This window comes from Caldisericaceae bacterium (genome assembly GCA_036574215.1).
GTDB lineage: Bacteria > Caldisericota > Caldisericia > Caldisericales > Caldisericaceae > Caldisericum.
Genome location: JAINCR010000022.1, coordinates 1 through 15,713 on the forward strand (window position 1 = coordinate 1; position 15,713 = coordinate 15,713).

Annotated in this window: 16 protein-coding genes; 6 read left to right on the plus strand and 10 right to left on the minus strand. The window is 33.0% G+C overall.

Annotation, left to right across the window (positions count from 1 at the left end; genetic code table 11):
* From K6343_01150 to K6343_01160, 3 genes are all read right to left on the minus strand, one after another.
* The coding region (locus tag K6343_01150) for a DUF2207 domain-containing protein (protein MEF3244582.1) at positions 1 to 1,238 on the minus strand (1,238 nt) is incomplete at its 3' end.
* Between the two features lie 5 nt (positions 1,239 to 1,243).
* A complete protein-coding gene (gene folP / locus K6343_01155; GenBank protein MEF3244583.1) occupies positions 1,244 to 2,431 on the minus strand; it encodes a dihydropteroate synthase in 1,188 nt (395 codons plus the stop codon).
* 164 nt (positions 2,432 to 2,595) lie between these two features.
* The gene (locus K6343_01160; protein ID MEF3244584.1) at positions 2,596 to 2,931 is read right to left on the minus strand and encodes a DUF1648 domain-containing protein; all 336 of its coding nucleotides are present in this window, start codon (positions 2,929 to 2,931) and stop codon (positions 2,596 to 2,598) included.
* 490 nt (positions 2,932 to 3,421) lie between these two features.
* On the opposite strand from K6343_01160, the gene K6343_01165 reads away from it, so the two are divergent.
* Positions 3,422 to 4,624: a pyridoxal phosphate-dependent aminotransferase family protein gene (locus K6343_01165; GenBank protein ID MEF3244585.1), complete on the plus strand. Its 1,203-nt coding sequence runs from the start codon at positions 3,422 to 3,424 to the stop codon at positions 4,622 to 4,624.
* A 46-nt stretch (positions 4,625 to 4,670) separates the two neighbouring features.
* On the opposite strand, the gene K6343_01170 is transcribed toward K6343_01165, so the two are convergent.
* The 7 genes from K6343_01170 to K6343_01200 form a co-directional block, all read right to left on the minus strand.
* On the minus strand, positions 4,671 to 4,880 hold the full coding sequence (locus K6343_01170) for a cold-shock protein (protein ID MEF3244586.1): 210 nt from the start codon (positions 4,878 to 4,880) through the stop codon (positions 4,671 to 4,673).
* 288 nt (positions 4,881 to 5,168) lie between these two features.
* Positions 5,169 to 6,092 (minus strand): class II fructose-1,6-bisphosphate aldolase, encoded by a 924-nt coding sequence (gene fba, locus K6343_01175; protein ID MEF3244587.1) that lies wholly within the window; start codon positions 6,090 to 6,092, stop codon positions 5,169 to 5,171.
* A 174-nt stretch (positions 6,093 to 6,266) separates the two neighbouring features.
* Entirely contained in the window at positions 6,267 to 7,022 is a 756-nt protein-coding gene (locus tag K6343_01180) for a hypothetical protein (protein ID MEF3244588.1), read from the minus strand.
* Positions 7,023 to 8,513 carry a hypothetical protein gene (locus K6343_01185; protein ID MEF3244589.1) on the minus strand — a complete coding sequence of 497 codons (1,491 nt, stop codon included), beginning with the start codon at positions 8,511 to 8,513 and terminating at the stop codon, positions 7,023 to 7,025.
* Complete coding sequence (locus K6343_01190) at positions 8,501 to 9,919, minus strand: amidohydrolase family protein (protein MEF3244590.1); 1,419 nt, start codon at positions 9,917 to 9,919, stop codon at positions 8,501 to 8,503. The genes K6343_01185 and K6343_01190 overlap by 13 nt, the downstream gene beginning before the upstream one ends.
* On the minus strand, positions 9,916 to 11,169 hold the full coding sequence (locus K6343_01195; GenBank protein MEF3244591.1) for a GerMN domain-containing protein: 1,254 nt from the start codon (positions 11,167 to 11,169) through the stop codon (positions 9,916 to 9,918). The genes K6343_01190 and K6343_01195 overlap by 4 nt, the downstream gene beginning before the upstream one ends.
* The gene (locus K6343_01200; GenBank protein MEF3244592.1) at positions 11,166 to 11,783 is read right to left on the minus strand and encodes a glycerol-3-phosphate acyltransferase; all 618 of its coding nucleotides are present in this window, start codon (positions 11,781 to 11,783) and stop codon (positions 11,166 to 11,168) included. The genes K6343_01195 and K6343_01200 overlap by 4 nt, the downstream gene beginning before the upstream one ends.
* Positions 11,784 to 11,817: 34 nt before the next feature.
* On the opposite strand from K6343_01200, the gene K6343_01205 reads away from it, so the two are divergent.
* The 5 genes from K6343_01205 (at position 11,818) to K6343_01225 (ending at position 15,463) form a co-directional block, all read left to right on the plus strand.
* Complete coding sequence (locus K6343_01205; protein ID MEF3244593.1) at positions 11,818 to 12,336, plus strand: sigma-70 family RNA polymerase sigma factor; 519 nt, start codon at positions 11,818 to 11,820, stop codon at positions 12,334 to 12,336.
* Positions 12,337 to 12,390: 54 nt separating this feature from the next.
* A complete protein-coding gene (locus K6343_01210) occupies positions 12,391 to 12,999 on the plus strand; it encodes a hypothetical protein (protein MEF3244594.1) in 609 nt (202 codons plus the stop codon).
* A 563-nt stretch (positions 13,000 to 13,562) separates the two neighbouring features.
* Entirely contained in the window at positions 13,563 to 14,627 is a 1,065-nt protein-coding gene (gene buk / locus K6343_01215) for a butyrate kinase (protein MEF3244595.1), read from the plus strand.
* 10 nt (positions 14,628 to 14,637) lie between these two features.
* Positions 14,638 to 14,994 carry a Lin0512 family protein gene (locus K6343_01220; protein MEF3244596.1) on the plus strand — a complete coding sequence of 119 codons (357 nt, stop codon included), beginning with the start codon at positions 14,638 to 14,640 and terminating at the stop codon, positions 14,992 to 14,994.
* A gap of 13 nt (positions 14,995 to 15,007) precedes the next feature.
* The gene (locus tag K6343_01225) at positions 15,008 to 15,463 is read left to right on the plus strand and encodes a redoxin domain-containing protein (GenBank protein MEF3244597.1); all 456 of its coding nucleotides are present in this window, start codon (positions 15,008 to 15,010) and stop codon (positions 15,461 to 15,463) included.
* Positions 15,464 to 15,713: the final 250 nt, after the last annotated feature.

Sequence of the window (15,713 nt, forward strand, 5' to 3'; positions counted from 1 at the left end):
TCTTCTTTAACGGCTTCTGAAAAATCCTTGAAAAATTCGTATCCAATTTTTCCTTTCTTTCTTGAAAATTTTTTAATTTCATCTGTTGAAGTAAAACCATTACCTTCAGAAACTACATTGAAAAGAAAATCGTATGCAAGTTTTAAGTGTGGAGGAAGGTCCAAAATGGATTTTTCTGTTCTGTAAAAATACGTAACTTTTTCTGTTTTCTTAAACAAAATATAATTTTTATCTTCTTCTTGCACTTCAAGTCTAATATAACCCTTTTTGACTAAATAAAGGATGGAGGCAGCTAAATCACTACCATCTATTAATTCTGCTTTCAACAAATACCCAACGATCGCTGGCGGTAGGTCTTCTGGAATCTCTCTATAATATATAATCTCTCTTTTTGGGGGTAGTTCTTTTCCAAAGTTAAAGAAAAGGTAAAGGTAAAATCCAAGAAAAGCAAGCCAAAGGAAGATATAAGAAAATAATTTAGTTCTCAAGATTGACTTTTCTTGCTCTGTCTTCTTTGCTAAAGCAAGTTCTTCATCTATGATTCTTTGGTATGCATTTTCTTCTATTATGTTTGAAGTTTCAAGGATGTTTGATGGAAATACTACCCTTGCTTCAACGTAAGTATTTGCAGGAAGATTTTCTACTTTATAGTATGCACCATTACTATCTATCCTTTGGACTATCCCGTTGGTTGGACCATGTCCAAAAACCTTCAAATCTGATTCATTTTGAAGGGGCTCTGGAAGATAAACGTATCCTTCTAATAATTTTGTTTTTTTATCCCAACCAGTGCCAACGAGTTTCCAATAGAAATCAGCAACATCTTCATAAACCCTTATGCCACCTATGACTTTGTATGAAATTGTAAAAGTCTTTTCTGTGTTAGAAGCTCTATAAAAGAATTTTGCTTCGTATCTATATGGAGTTTCATTGAAGGTAAAAGTAGAAGGTTCTTTTGTTTCAGTAGTTGTTCTTTCAAAAGGCCCGTTTTCATCTGCAATTGAAAAGTCTTCAATCCTATCGAAATTTTTCTTATCAAGTGTATAAGTTGCCCAACTAAAGCTCCCCTCAAATTTGTAAGTGCGCTCTTCTTTCACTACAAAACTTCCATCTTTTTCGATGGTAATATTTACAGCTACCCTTGGAAAATAGTAGTCCTTAGCAAAAACTGTTTTTAACGGAGTTAGTATTAATAAAGCAAAAACAAAAATTAGCGGAGCAAAAACATTTTTTTTCATTTTCTTTAATTCCCCTCTTTTTTAATTGCCTTGATCATTTTTATTAAATCTACATGCGGTTTTACATCATGCACCCTCAAAATTGAAGCACCTTCTAAAAGGGCAAAGGCGTTGGAAGCAATTGTGCCAAACAGCCGATCATCTACGCTTCTATCAAGAGTAAGTCCAATGAACGATTTTCTTGAAAGCCCCATAAGGATGGGCACATTAAAAATTTTAAATTCACTTAACCTATTTAAAATAGTAAGGTTATGTTCTCTTGTTTTTCCAAAACCAATACCAGGGTCAATGATGATTTTTGAAATTCCAAAAGAATTGAGGCTTTTAATCCTTTCATCGAAATACTCAAGGAGTTCTTTCATGAGATTTTCATAGGTAGGGTTTTTTTGCATATTTTTAGGTGTGCCTTTTATGTGCATTACCACAACTGGAGTATCATATCTTTTGGCGATGTCAACCATGTTCTCATCAAACCTAAGGCCACTTATATCGTTAATAATATCCGCACCAGAATTAATTGCCTCTTCTGCAACTTTTGCTTTGTAAGTATCTATAGAAATAGGTATGGTAGGAAACCTCTTTGATAACTCATTTATGATTGGAATAACCCTCTTTAACTCCTCATCAATACTTACAGGCTCAGCATTTGGGCGAGTTGATTCACCACCAACATCAATGATGTCTACTCCTTCGTTTACCATTTCTTCTGTTCTTTTTAACGCACTTTCAAGATTGGTATATTTTCCTCCATCAGAAAATGAATCTGGAGTTACATTCAGTATGCCCATTACAAAAAAATCTTTTTCGAAATCAAAAACCCTGCCTTTAATTGTAAAAGGCTTCATCTTCTTTTGGGTTATTGCATCTAAAAGGGCAACTTTCACTTCCTTTAAACCAAAATATGGCTCCAAGGTGAGTTTATCGATAACAGTTTTGTAGACTTTAGGTGTTCCTATGGTTATAATATCAGTTTTTTCTGTCTTAAATGAGGCAACATGCTTATTAATGGCAACGTCGCCACCTGCACTTAGAAATTCTTGCTTTAAGATGTTTGCTCCCCTTGCATCAACGTCGTGTAGTTTAAAAATAAGAGTTTCTGCTTTTGGTATAAAGAACTGTAGGGATTGTGGGTCTATGCCTACATCAACAAGTTCTTGCAAAAGGTAATCTTTTTTAATATATCTTGCAATCATAATATTATTATATTGATTTTTTACTTTTTATTATAGTTTGGATAGTGTAATCTCTCCCAAAGTATGTAGAGTTTCAGATACTTCTATATTGTTAGCATTTGTTTATGATTATTCTAATTCTTCCTGTGATTTGGTTTAATTTTATTTGCCTTCTTTTTGGTAGTCTACATAAGAGTATACAAGAAGGTATGCAGTTGCACAAGGAACATAAATGTTAAAAATGCCACAATAAATCCATAGTAATAGTCCTTAAACTTATTAACGTTTTCTTTTAAAGGGTCGATTTTTGGAATTAAAAGCAAAATGAGAACAATCCCAAGCATTATAAAAGGAGCAGTGAATGTTCCTCCAAACTTTGACATGTAGCCGTCGACTTCTCCTTGTAAGTTCCAATGTGTTGGGACTTTTGCAGGAAGATATGGGTAAAAAGCGATACTTACAATAAACGTTGTAACCAAAAGAAAGAAGATGATACCAATTAAAATTTTTTCTTTTTTCATTTATTACCTCCATTTTCATTATTTTATAACTTAAGCTCTTTTTTAGCAAATTGTAAAAAGTTTCACCACTTTTATATATACTTAAACAAAAGGATTTTTTAGTTTATTATTTACGAATGAGGCATTAACCCCTTAATACTCCCCAAAAAATATAAAAGGGTGATATTCTTCCTCGCTCACTTCGTTTGCTCACTTGACTTCGTCAAGGAAAAGAGTGCAGAATGACACCGTAAATGCAAAATCTACCTTCTCGTGATTACCGAAATGTTATAAATGCCGTTATGACTTTACTATGGATTGACTAAATGGAAATATTGAAACATTAATTAGAAGTAGCAAAAAAAAGTTGAACCTTAAATCGAAATAAAACCAAAAAAACCATAAAAGTCTTACTAAAAACACAGTTATTAATGGAATTACAAAATATGAAATATTTCTTTCTTGCAAAAATAATAAAAAACAATAAAATAAAACGAATAGGAGGCAAAAAATGGATTTATTTGAAAAATGTAAAAATTATGGTCCTGGAAACCCTCTCTATGATGTAAAAATTGCTGAAGAGAAAGGGCTATACCCATATTTTCTCCCGTTAGAAGAAACAGAAGGCACAGAAGTTGTAATAAATGGAAGAAGACTCATAATGCTTGGTTCAAATAACTATCTTGGACTTACGCACCATCCGAAAGTAAAAGAGGCAGCAAAAAAAGCGATTGATGAATACGGAACATCTGCAACTGGCTCAAGATTTATGAATGGAACCTTAAAAATCCATAGACAGTTAGAAGATGCACTGAGTGAATTTTTAAAGAAAGAGGCGGTAATTGTGTTCTCAACAGGGTATCAGACAAATCTTGGCACAATCTCTGCACTTCTTACTCCAAAGGATTATGCAATCATGGATAAAGAAGATCATGCTTCCATTGTAGACGGATGGAAACTGTCACAAGCAAAGTTTGCCCGTTTCAATCATAACGATATGAAAAGCCTTGAAAGAGTTCTTTCAAAAATTCCCGATGAATCAGGAAAACTCATTATCGTTGACGGAATTTATTCAATGGCAGGGGATATTGCTCCACTTCCAGAAATTATTAAATTAAAAGATAATTACGGCGCAAGAGTTATGGTTGATGATGCACACTCAATAGGCGTATTAGGAAAAAATGGAAGAGGCACAGCAAACTACTTCAACCTGGAAAAAGAGACTGATCTTATTATGGGAACTTTTAGCAAATCTTTTGCAAGTTTAGGAGGATTCATCGCAGGAGAAAAAGATGTAATTAACTACATTAAGCATTATGCAAGACCTTTTATATTCTCTGCTGCAATGACTCCTTCTTCTGCTTATGCTGCGCTTGCCGCACTTGAAGTAATGGAAACCGAACCTGAAAGAATTGAACATTTATGGAGCGTTGCAAATAGAATGAGAAAGGGGTTAAAGGAATTAGGCTTTGACATAGGAAATAGCAATACCCCAGTTATTCCGGTATACGTGCGAGATCGTTGGAAAACAGTGATGTTTTGGAAGGAGCTTTTTGACAGTGGTGTGTATGTCAATCCAGTTTTACCTCCCGCGGTTGCACCTAACGATTCACTTCTTAGGACAAGCTATATTGCAACACATACGGAGGAACAAATTGATAGAGCATTATCGATATTTGAAAAGGTAGGTAAGAAATTAGGTATTATAAAATGAAAAAGGCTAAGCAAAAGCTTAGCCTTTTTCATGGATAACCGGTTAACTATATAACTCTTACGTTAATAGCTTTTGCACCTTTATCAGTTTTTTCAACTTCGTATTCAACTTTGTCGCCTTCTCTAAGGGCTTTAAAACCATTGGACAAAATTGAAGAGAAGTGAACAAAGAGGTCTTTACTGCCATCATCTGGGACGATGAAACCAAAACCCTTCTGAGCGTTAAACCACTTTACTGTTCCTGTTAATTTTTCCATTCTTTAAATACCAACCTTCTTAAAAATTCTATCTTTATTAGATAGTATCCTATAATAGCATATTCTACACTTTTTACAATAGCAAAAAATAGGAAATCTATTCTTTTAGAAATTATTCCTCATAACAACATATGTTTTTAATTAGTTTACATAGGTTTTTATTAATTTTTTAAAATATTAGGAAATTTGAGAAGAGGTTTTTTATATATGGCAAAAAAATTCTATAGCCTGACTCATGAGGCAGGCTATAGAGGATTAAATCCTACGTTAGAGATACTAAATGAAATACTATATGGTATTTGAAGAGCCTAAAACATCTCTTATCTTGTGTTTAACGAGGTTTTTGATTTCATCTCTTGCTGGTCCAAGATACTTTCTTGGGTCAAACTCTTCGGGGTGTGTTGCAAAAATTTCTCTTACAGTTGCAGTTAGAGCAAGTCTTAAGTCAGTGTCAATATTTATTTTGGTAATTCCCATAGTAGTTGCTTTTCTTAACATATCTTCTGGAACGCCTTTTGCATCTCCAATATTCCCACCGTACTGGTTAATCTTATGCACGTATTGGGGAAGAACAGATGAAGCACCATGCAATACTAAAGGAAACCCTTCTAATCTACTTGCAATCGCTTGAAGTCTATCAAAATCAAGTTTAGGTTCACTTTTGAATTTATATGCTCCGTGAGATGTTCCGATTGCAATGGCAAGAGAGTCAACTTTAGTTCTTTCAACAAACTCAACTGCTTTATCTGGATCGGTATAAACAGCTTCATTTGAGACAACATGCTCTTCTATACCTTGGAGCTTACCTAATTCACCTTCTACAACAACACCTTTAGAATGTGCATAATCAACTACTTGTTTTGTAATAGCAATATTTTCTTCAAAAGGTAAATGTGATCCATCAATCATAACCGAAGTAAAGCCTGCATCAATAACTTCTTTACAAAGTTCAAAGGAATCACCATGATCAAGATGAACTGCAATAGGAATTTCTGGAGCATCTATTACTGCAGCCTCAATGAGTTTCATAAGGTACACAAGTTTTGCATAGTTTCGTGCACCTTTAGAGATTTGCAAGATAACAGGAGATCGCTCCTCTTTTGCTGCTTCAATAACTCCCTGAAGAATTTCCATATTATTCACGTTAAATGCACCAATTGCGTACTTCTTATACGCCTTTTTAAATAATTCTGTTGTTTTTACCAATCCCATTTTAACCTCCTAAAATCGCAAAATATTATAACACAAACGAAAAATTTTAATTTGTATTTTCTTTTTTTTAAATAAAATATTTGTACCCTAACTACTACCTTAATAAGGTGCTAATAGGAGCACCTTTAACTCCAAAATACCTCTTAGAAGGTGGAGCTAAGGTGTAGTTGGGGCTTAATCTATTAGTTTATAGAACTTTATTTTATGCTTCTTTAGATAATTTTCAAAATAGGTTATTGATTCTTTAAAAGAAGTATTCAACTTACTTTTTAAAATAATTTTTAAAGTTTCACCTGCTTCTATAGGAGGGTAGGATGCAGTTTGCACTTTAAATTTTTTTTCAACGTTCCTTAAAACTCTAATGAGATTTACCTCTTTTTCAAAAACGTTGTAGCTTGCTTCCTGTTGAAACTCCTTTGTTGGTTTTAGTTGTTGTATAACGATATCAAGCATGGCCTCAAACTCATTTGGCACTCCTGGAAGGATATAAAATACTTTCCCTCCGATGTCCATTCTTTCTCCTGCTACAACTCCCTTAGGATTTTCCAAAGGAACTGCACCTTTAAGTCCTAAGGAAAGCTCTTCGATGTATTTTGAATAAAAGCCTTCATCAAATTTCGACAAATTTTTAAGCACAACTTTTTTCTTCTTCTCCGTTTTTTTAAGTGGAATATTAAAGGCTTTAGAGGCTGCTAAAAGAGTTATATCATCGGGAGTAAGCCCTAATCCGCCTGAAGTTATAATGATATCTCCAATAGATTTAGAAAACTTTAACGCCCTTTTTAGGGACACAATATCATCACCTACAAAAAGCAAAGCAACCAACCTTGCAACATCTTTCAATTTTTCCTTTGCAATTGCAAAATTTTTATCTTTTCTTAAACCTTCTAAAATTTCATTACCAATAATAAGAAGAACAACGTTTTTCATTTATCTCATCGGCACAAGATAACCATTTTCAAGCATCCATTCAAAGATCCTTGAGATTTTTGCATAGGTGCGCTCCTCTTTAACATCCTTATATCCAATCTCAACAAGGGAGTTGTCTTCAATGAGAAATAAGTATTGAATGACAGTATTCCCACCAAAAGGAGCATCTCTATTTTTGTCAATATACAAATTTAATATATCAAAGTGTGGAATTCTATTTGGGTCAATACGCCCTTCCTTTGAAGCATTATAAATCTTTTCATAGAGGACATTTGTATCTTTAAAATCTTTAACAATTACCATAGCAACATCTGCATCGTATTCAATATCACCACCACCTGAGCAGTTAAACATAGTTGGTCTTATTTTACTTTCTTCAGTATCTAACTTTGCTCCTTCTTTATCAAAGGAGGAAATTGCAAAAATTGGCGCATTCAACTCTGTAGATAAATTTGCAAGTCCACCTGAAACCTCATCTACTTGCTGGGCAAGATCTTGATACAAAATAGAAGTGGGGACCTTTTGAATATAATCAATAAATATGGCAATTTTATCAGTAGCATTCTCTTGCATGATTGAGAGTGCATGGCTCCTTATTTTGTTGACGGTATCTTCCCTTCTTCCTTCAACGAGATACATGTAATTCATGATTTCTTCAACCTTAGTATATCCGTAGTTAAAACGCTCCCGTAAGACACTATCATTTAAAATACTTTCGGTCTCAAGTAAGAACGGGGGGATAAGAGTTTCTTGAGATAGAACTCTTAAGAATAGGACTCTTTCAGTTTGTTCCCATGAATAGTAGAGGACAGGTATCTTTTCATTTTGGGCAATCATTGTTGCAAGTTTAAGCATGATGTTAGTTTTTCCTCTTCTAGGAGCACCTGAAAGAGCATAATAAAAACCCCTTCTTGCACCAGACAAGCTCTCATTAAGACAAGAAAACGGTTCAAGAGAATAGCCTAAAATTGGGTTTATTGGTCCTTCCCTTGTCTCAAGTTCTGCCATAAAACGCACAAGGTAGCTTCTTAAAGGAAGGATTCTTCTTTTTGAACGACCTACAACAATTTCTCTTAAAGAGTTTATGATGTCTCCTGTAAATTCTATAATATCGGTGCTTTTTGTCTTTGAATTCACATAACCTTCAATTTTTTTGGAAACACTTAAAAGTGTTTTTTCTGCATATCTTTTCTTGAGTGCGTCAATGAAAGTGAAAAGTCCTTCCAAGGTTAAAGGCTCTTCTTTTAAGATACTATCAAGAAGTTCTTCCATTTTATTTGAAAGCATTCCATCTTCTTGAATTGTTTCTCTAAGAATTTCAATGTCCAAAGAAGTATTACTTTTAGAATACTTTGAAGAGACATAGTCAAATAGATTTTGCTCTTCTTTCGTTTCAAAGAGTTCTTTCTCAAGTCCTTCTGCAAGGGCCCTTGTAAAAAGATAATTATCTTTTACTATTGTTGCAAGCACCTTTCTATCTATTTCTCCCAAACTACTTCACCCCCTTTTGCTGTTAACATAACCTCATTTGTTAGTAAATTATCCTCTTTTATAGGATACTTCAAAACTACAAAATCTGATAGATATCCTTCTTTAATTTTTCCTCTTTTATCTAAAAAGTTATAAAGCCCTGCCCACTCTGTATAGGCGTTAATTGCAACTGAAAGTGGTATACTCTCTTCTTTTAAAAACGACCTATTGATACTTGCAAAAAGCCCTTTAAAGATAGAGGCATCTTCTACGGGAACATCGGAGCCAAAAATAGCGAAATCCTTTAAAGAAACCACAGTCTTCCAAGCGTAAGCAAGTTTATAATTTCCCATGAACTTTTTGTAAAGTCCTTCATCTGATACTGCATGAAGTGGCTGCATCGAAGGTATAAAAGGTGTTTCTTTTAACAAAACAATGTCGTTTTCATCAATGAACTGCAAGTGCTCTATTCTATTTAAAATCCCACTATGCTTTATTCTATTATATACACTTATTGCAATATGGACTGCTTTACTGCCAATAGCATGTGCTGCAACAGAAATACCATGTTCATTTGCTTTATGAACGATTTCTTCAAGTTCTTCAAAATCCATGAGAAGTAAGCCCTTGAATGGTTTATTATCAACCATTGCCATCGTTTGAGAGCCAAGGGAACCGTCAAGAAATACTTTTAAAGGTCCCCATTTAAAATTGTTATCACCATCGTAAGTTTTAATGCCTTCTTGCATAAAATCTTTTAGATAATCTTTTGCAATACCTTGTAAAACTCTCAATCGTGACGGGTTATTCTTTAGAACACTATGCACATCAAAATCGAAATTCGTTATACTTACAATACCTCTTGAAAGAAAGTATTCTTCCACCTTCTTAAGGTGCTCTTTAGTAAATACCACTCTTTTAAGATGTTTTACTGCTTCTATACCATAGTCCTTAAATATCCCTAAAAACTCATTTTTAAAAAAACCAAGACTGTCTTTAGGAATTTGGTCAATACTAACTTTTGAGTCCTCAAGGAATTTTTTTGAAACAAATACCGAGTGTTCATCTTTACTCTGTATATAAACATCTTTATCATAGTAAAAAAGATCTCTAAAATTACTTTCTTGAAGATTGTTAAAATCAACATTGAAAATGTAAACAGGCCCAGTGCTTTTAAAAATAATCTCCTTAATTTCTTTAAAAGTTTTTGAACTACCGTCAATATAGGAGAGGACGTTTGATAATTCTTTAATGTGTGCATGCGATTCTATAAAAGCAGGGTACACAAAGCCATCTAAAGATATTACATCACTACTTCCTTTTAATTCTTCAATTGGGAGAAACTTTTGAAAGGTCTCGGAACACTCAAAACCATAATCTTCTAAAATTTTCCCATCTACCCAAATCCCTTTTGCGACGTATTTCATCTTTTTAAAATAAACGCCTCCTCACCTAAGTTTATATCAATTTCCTTTATGTTTTCAAATTCTCTATACGTAAGAAATAGTTGCATCTTAATTCCATCAATTAAACTTGCATCAAGCAACTTTTTAGGTGTTAGCGTAATTTCTAAAACATTGTTTTTAAACCTCATACTTTCTAAATTTACATATAAAAGAGAAGTCTTTAAGCCCTGGGGAGGAGTTAAAAGCAAATTGAATGCCTTAACAAATTCGATATTTTTTACTGGATTAATAACGGGAACATAAACTGAATCTTCATTCAAATTGTATTCAAAATAAGTTACTACAAAATTAGAGTCATAGGATTTAGCAAATCTCCTTATTGGATCTAAAGTATTAACACTACCAAAAAGGTCGTCCACTTTATTTGACTCAACCAAAAATTGAACAGCTTGCACATCCCGTATTTCTGTTAAAGAATTTACAATACTTAAGATTAACAAATTGGAGGTATAACTTCCCAAAGAAAGTTCGTTAATTTTGCTTGTAAAATTAAATTCAACAATCCCAAAAGATTTCAATTGATAAGATTCTATAAAATCTTTTTGTAATAGACTTACAAGTCCTAATCTTGAACCATATAAAAGTTCGTTTACAATTTCCTTAATAAGAAAAACAGGGTCAGGACTATCAAGTATTTCTCTTTTTTCAACGGCAAGATTATTTAAGTCTGGTGTAAGAAAGTATAGGTATACGCTTCTAAATTTTGGAATTGTAGAAACTAAGTTTGAAAGAACTTTATCAATTTTAACATATCTAATAAATGTATCCGAGGGTTTTGAATTTATCAAAAATTTTATTTCATTTACTCCATCGATAGTTTTTAAAGAATTTGCAAGGCTTAAAAAGGCAATAAACTCTTCCTTTTGTGTGAGAATAACGTTTGCAGTATTAATATCCAAAAGAAGTGCGCCATCTTTAAATTCTACAGAGTTTAGTGAAAGTTCTTTTGGAAGAGTTGGAAAATCATTTGGGTTTTCTGGATTTTTCAGAACTTCAAAAACTTTTCTTGCAACAAAATTAACTGTCCCTTGAAAGTCTATCTTCTTGGGGACAAGTTCTTTTGCAATTGGGTCGTAGAAATACATTGATACACTGTAAACATGCTCATTTGTTGAACTTCCAAAAGAAATGATAAAAGAAACGGCACCAACAATTAAAACAATGAGTGTAAAAAGAGCAAAAAGCCGAACAACATCTTTTCTTTTCTTCATTTTTTCTTCCTAAAAGAATACAAACGCGTAAAATCTCTTTTGAATGTGTTAAATCCGAATGATTCAACTACAACTACAAAAAGTGTGCTAATTAAGAAAACTTTTAAATCTCTACTAAAATAATAAAGCAAAATTGGATACAGAGGGAAAAGGAAGAATAAACTTATAACCTGCGATTTTGTCATTACAATGAATAGAAGATACACTGCAAGTATAATGGAAAAAAATATCAAAAAAACTTTCAAATCAAAATACAAATATAGAAATGCAAGTTGAACTCCAAGTGTTGTTGCAGCACCCTTTCCCCCTTTGAAGCCTAAGAAAATAGGATACACATGCCCAATCACAGCAAAAAATGAGGTAGACAACGCAAGGTAAGGTGCAAGTTTTAAAACTTTCATAGAAATGTATGTTGAAAGAACCCCCTTTCCTGCATCAAGAAAAAGCACTAAAAGCCCCTCTTTTACTCCAACGGTATGAAAAACATTTCCAGTACCCATATTTTTTGTTCCTATTTCCCTTATGTCTTTCCCTGTTTTTAGTTTTGTAACTATATAAGCAGAAGGAAAAGAGCCAAGAATATACGAAACTATGATTCCTAATAAAATTTTCATAATTTAATTATAATACAATTGGGAAGTTATTAATATGGATGAGATTGAAATAATTAATAAGCTTAAAAAAGGAGATAGGGGAGCATTAGAATATCTTGTAAGATCAACACAAGATTTTCTTTTTAACTCTTTACTTCAGATCTGTCATGATAGGGAATTAGCAAAAGACATACTTGCCGATTCATATCTACTTGCATTCAAATACATTAAAAATTTTAGAGGAGAGTCAACTTTGACGACTTGGCTTTATAGAATTGCAGTAAATGAATTAAAAAAACACTTCAATAAGATGAAAAGAGTTGAATTAAGAAATGATTTTGAAACAAAAGAAGCAAGACAAACCTCAAGTAGTGATAAATTTAATTTACTATATGAAGCGTTGAGTAAGCTTGAAATGGATGAGCGAGAAATCATAAACCTTGTTGATGTTCAGGGCATATCTTACGAAGAAGTGGGAGAAATGCTTCAAATACCAATTGGCACTGTTAAATCACGACTTGCAAGAGCAAGGGATAAATTGAGAGGCATTTTGGAGGATATGGGATATTTTTGAAAAATTTTTTAAAATTTATGGAACTTTTTAATGGTTTGATGTATCTAAATAGCGATGAAAGATAAAATTAACGAATACGTAGATGGAAGAATAAAAAAAGAAGAATTAGAGTTTTTCCTTAGTGAAGAAGATAGGAAGTATTTAAATGATTTAATTAAAATGAAGGAAGGCTTAAAATTGCTTAATGTGCAAGCGCCCGATTTTGTTGAGATTATTGAGGAGAAGACAAAAAGAAGGGTGCTGTTTAAATATTCTTTTGCTTTGGCAAGTATTTTTATAATAATAGTCGTTGGTTTTATTTCCAAACCGCTTATTCTAAAAAAACTTCAAGTTGGTTATAATAACGAAACTATTACTACAAAAACTCTTATTTCCAAAGAAGATCAGTACTCAATTGCTATGTTAAAAGAAATTGCAATAAAGTTAGAGATTGATAAATCAGAGGAAAATACACTCATTGAAGAACTTAAAAAAGTTGCAAATCTTTTAAACTACGATGAAAAAAACCATACATACTCTTTTGAAGTAAAAGGAAGTAATTTAGAGGCATTTACAAAAACAATAGAAGACTTTAAAAATGCAAGCATACTGGAGAATACACTAAAAGAGAATATAGACGAAAATTTAATCTATAACGTAAGTTTGACAATCGTTTACAAATAATTGTGAAAGCATAAAATTTTTATAAAGCTAAAAACCTAACAGTCATATTAAGTAAAACCTCAAATTCATTCCAGGATAAAGCCCATTCAGTTGTTTAGAGCATTTTTGGTCATTCCTAGCGTTAGCGATGAATCTCATCCATTGCTGTCATTCTGATGAGGCGCCGTTTGCTGAGGAAGAATCTCATCCTTTTATGGTTTTTCATTACTTTGGGAAGCCTCAAGATGGTTCTGTTTACCTCCCCTCAAATATGAGGTCTTTTGCAAAGACGGTTCAGGATGACAAAAGGAGATGGGGGAGTCTTAATGGGGTGGTGTGAACCCTTCAATTTAAGGAAGAATCTCTCAGTTTATTCCTTTTGGTGTTCAAAAAAGAGGGTTTAAGGGCGATACTAAATCCGTTTCAAATATAAAGGAATCTTGTTTTTATTTTCCCCATTAACTTAAGAAACAGTCTTTCATTAGAATGGTTTTTGTTTACTCTTGCATAGATAAGGAAAGTTTTTAATTTGTAATATACCACAATATACTATAAAAGAAGGACTTAATTTCGAGGAGGAAAAAATGAAAATTTTAGTAATTAACCCAGGCTCAACCTCTACAAAAATAGCCGTTTATGAGGATGAAAAAGGCATTTTCTCTAAAACTATTGAGCACTCAAAGGAAGAACTTTCAAAATTTCAAAGGATCTCCGATCAACTTGAATTTAGAAAAGAAACTATTTTGGATGTGCTAAATAGCGAACATTTTGATCTAAAACATTTTAGTGCAATTTCTGCAAGAGGTGGTAATATACATCCAGTTGTATCTGGCACTTACATTGTTAACGAAAAAATGGTAAATGATATGCTTTCGCTTAAATACGGAGCGCATGCTTCCAACCTGGGAGCACCTATTGCATTTGAGTTATCAAAAGAATTCAATATTCCTGCTTTTATTGTAGATCCTGTAATAGTTGATGAAATGGAGCCTATGAATAAAATTACAGGCATAAAAGGAATTTTAAGGCAAGCAAAAGATCACCCTTTAAATCAAAAAGCCGTGGGTAGAGTTGTTGCAAAGCAACTTAATAAAACTTACGAAGATTGCAATTTTGTTATTGCCCACCTTGGTGGAGGTATCTCTATAGGAGCACATAGAAAAGGTAAAATTATAGATGTAAACAATGCCCTCAACGGAGATGGGCCTTTTACACCTGAAAGGGCAGGAGATATACCAAATGTATCACTTGTTGAAATGTGTTTCTCAAATCAATACACCAAAGAGGAGATATTAAGTATTCTTGCAGGAAAAGGTGGGCTTGTGTCTCACTTAAATACAAATTCTCTAAAAGAAGTTTTTAATAGAATTGAAAATGGAGATGAATACGCAAAACTTGTTTATGAAGCAATGGTTCTTCAGATATCAAAATGGATTGGTATAATGTCGGTTGTTCTTAAAGGAGAAATTGATGCTATAATCCTTACAGGAGGAATGTGCTATTCAGATAAATTGGTAAAGGATATTATTTCTTATGTGGGTTGGATTGCGCAGGTTATACCAGTCCCAGGAGAGTTTGAAATGAGGGCTTTAGCAGAAGGTGCCTTAAGAGTTTTAAGGAAGGAAGAAGAGCCTAAAACATACGAATAAGGAGGAAAGCATGGAAAACTATAAAAGGTTTGTTATGGAGTTTGGTTTTGGAATTGATTCTCACGGACAAGACTCAACTAACGCAGCAATAAAAGCAGTAAAGGACGCAATTTCAAGAGTTTATATAATCGGCTTACTTGAATTACCAATTAAAGATTTTAAAATTAACGCTGTTATTGGAGTGCCACATCATAAGGAAGTTGATATTGAGAAAGTAAAAGAAGCATTTCCAATAAAAAATAATTTGAATATTGAAATAAAAGAAGGCGGACTTATAGACTACGGTACAATAATGGAAGAATTCAACGATAAAACAAACGAAATACTTATTGCAGTTTGTAGCATCACTGTAAGTGTATTAATTTAAATAGGAGGTAAAAATGGTAAAAATTGGCGAAGTAATTGAAGATTTTGAACTAAAGGATCAAAACGATCAAACTTTTAAACTTAGTGATTTTAAAGGTAAAAGAGTCCTTTTATCGTTTCATCCTCTTGCATGGACTTCTGTATGTGAAAAACAGATGTTAAGCCTCGAAGCACACCAAGAAATGTTTGCAAGCCTTAATACTGTTGCAGTTGGTGTAAGTGTAGATTCTGTTCCGTGCAAGGAAGCATGGGCAAAACATATTGGTATTAACAAAACAAGGCTTCTCTGTGATTTTTGGCCTCATGGACGTGTTGCCGAACTCTTTAAGATATTCAGACACTTTAACGGTTTTTCCGAAAGAGCAAACATAATCCTTGATGAGAACCAAAAAATTATTTTTGCAAAAGTCTATCCTATAAAGGAGCTTCCAGATATTGATGAGGTAATAGATTTTTTGAAGAATTCTTAGGATATAAATTTTATAAAGCTAATTGGTTTGAAAGGCAAGCTTGAAAAATCTTCGGTAAGAAGAGTTTGACTTAGCTGTTAGAAAAGAGAAATTAGCAAAACAAAAAGTTTTTTGCAGGTTAGGAAGGTTTTTAGATGAAACTTGCATTCTGTTAAGAAAGTTGGCCAAATAAAAAGAAAAAATCATGAATTAAAGATCTCAAGGCTCTCCCTGAATTTACGGAGTTTACACTGAGCAAAGCGAATGTGTT

Excerpts from the sequence above, each read along its gene's own strand:
- folP (MEF3244583.1), bottom strand. The coding sequence starts at position 2,431 with ATGATTGCAAGATATATTAAAAAAGATTACCTTTTGCAAGAACTTGTT.
- K6343_01160 (MEF3244584.1), bottom strand. The coding sequence starts at position 2,931 with ATGAAAAAAGAAAAAATTTTAATTGGTATCATCTTCTTTCTTTTGGTT.
- K6343_01165 (MEF3244585.1), top strand. The coding sequence starts at position 3,422 with ATGGATTTATTTGAAAAATGTAAAAATTATGGTCCTGGAAACCCTCTC.
- K6343_01170 (MEF3244586.1), bottom strand. The coding sequence starts at position 4,880 with ATGGAAAAATTAACAGGAACAGTAAAGTGGTTTAACGCTCAGAAGGGT.
- fba (MEF3244587.1), bottom strand. The coding sequence starts at position 6,092 with ATGGGATTGGTAAAAACAACAGAATTATTTAAAAAGGCGTATAAGAAG.
- K6343_01180 (MEF3244588.1), bottom strand. The coding sequence starts at position 7,022 with ATGAAAAACGTTGTTCTTCTTATTATTGGTAATGAAATTTTAGAAGGT.
- K6343_01190 (MEF3244590.1), bottom strand. The coding sequence starts at position 9,919 with ATGAAATACGTCGCAAAAGGGATTTGGGTAGATGGGAAAATTTTAGAA.
- K6343_01195 (MEF3244591.1), bottom strand. The coding sequence starts at position 11,169 with ATGAAGAAAAGAAAAGATGTTGTTCGGCTTTTTGCTCTTTTTACACTC.
- K6343_01200 (MEF3244592.1), bottom strand. The coding sequence starts at position 11,783 with ATGAAAATTTTATTAGGAATCATAGTTTCGTATATTCTTGGCTCTTTT.
- K6343_01205 (MEF3244593.1), top strand. The coding sequence starts at position 11,818 with ATGGATGAGATTGAAATAATTAATAAGCTTAAAAAAGGAGATAGGGGA.
- K6343_01210 (MEF3244594.1), top strand. The coding sequence starts at position 12,391 with ATGAAAGATAAAATTAACGAATACGTAGATGGAAGAATAAAAAAAGAA.
- buk (MEF3244595.1), top strand. The coding sequence starts at position 13,563 with ATGAAAATTTTAGTAATTAACCCAGGCTCAACCTCTACAAAAATAGCC.
- K6343_01220 (MEF3244596.1), top strand. The coding sequence starts at position 14,638 with ATGGAAAACTATAAAAGGTTTGTTATGGAGTTTGGTTTTGGAATTGAT.
- K6343_01225 (MEF3244597.1), top strand. The coding sequence starts at position 15,008 with ATGGTAAAAATTGGCGAAGTAATTGAAGATTTTGAACTAAAGGATCAA.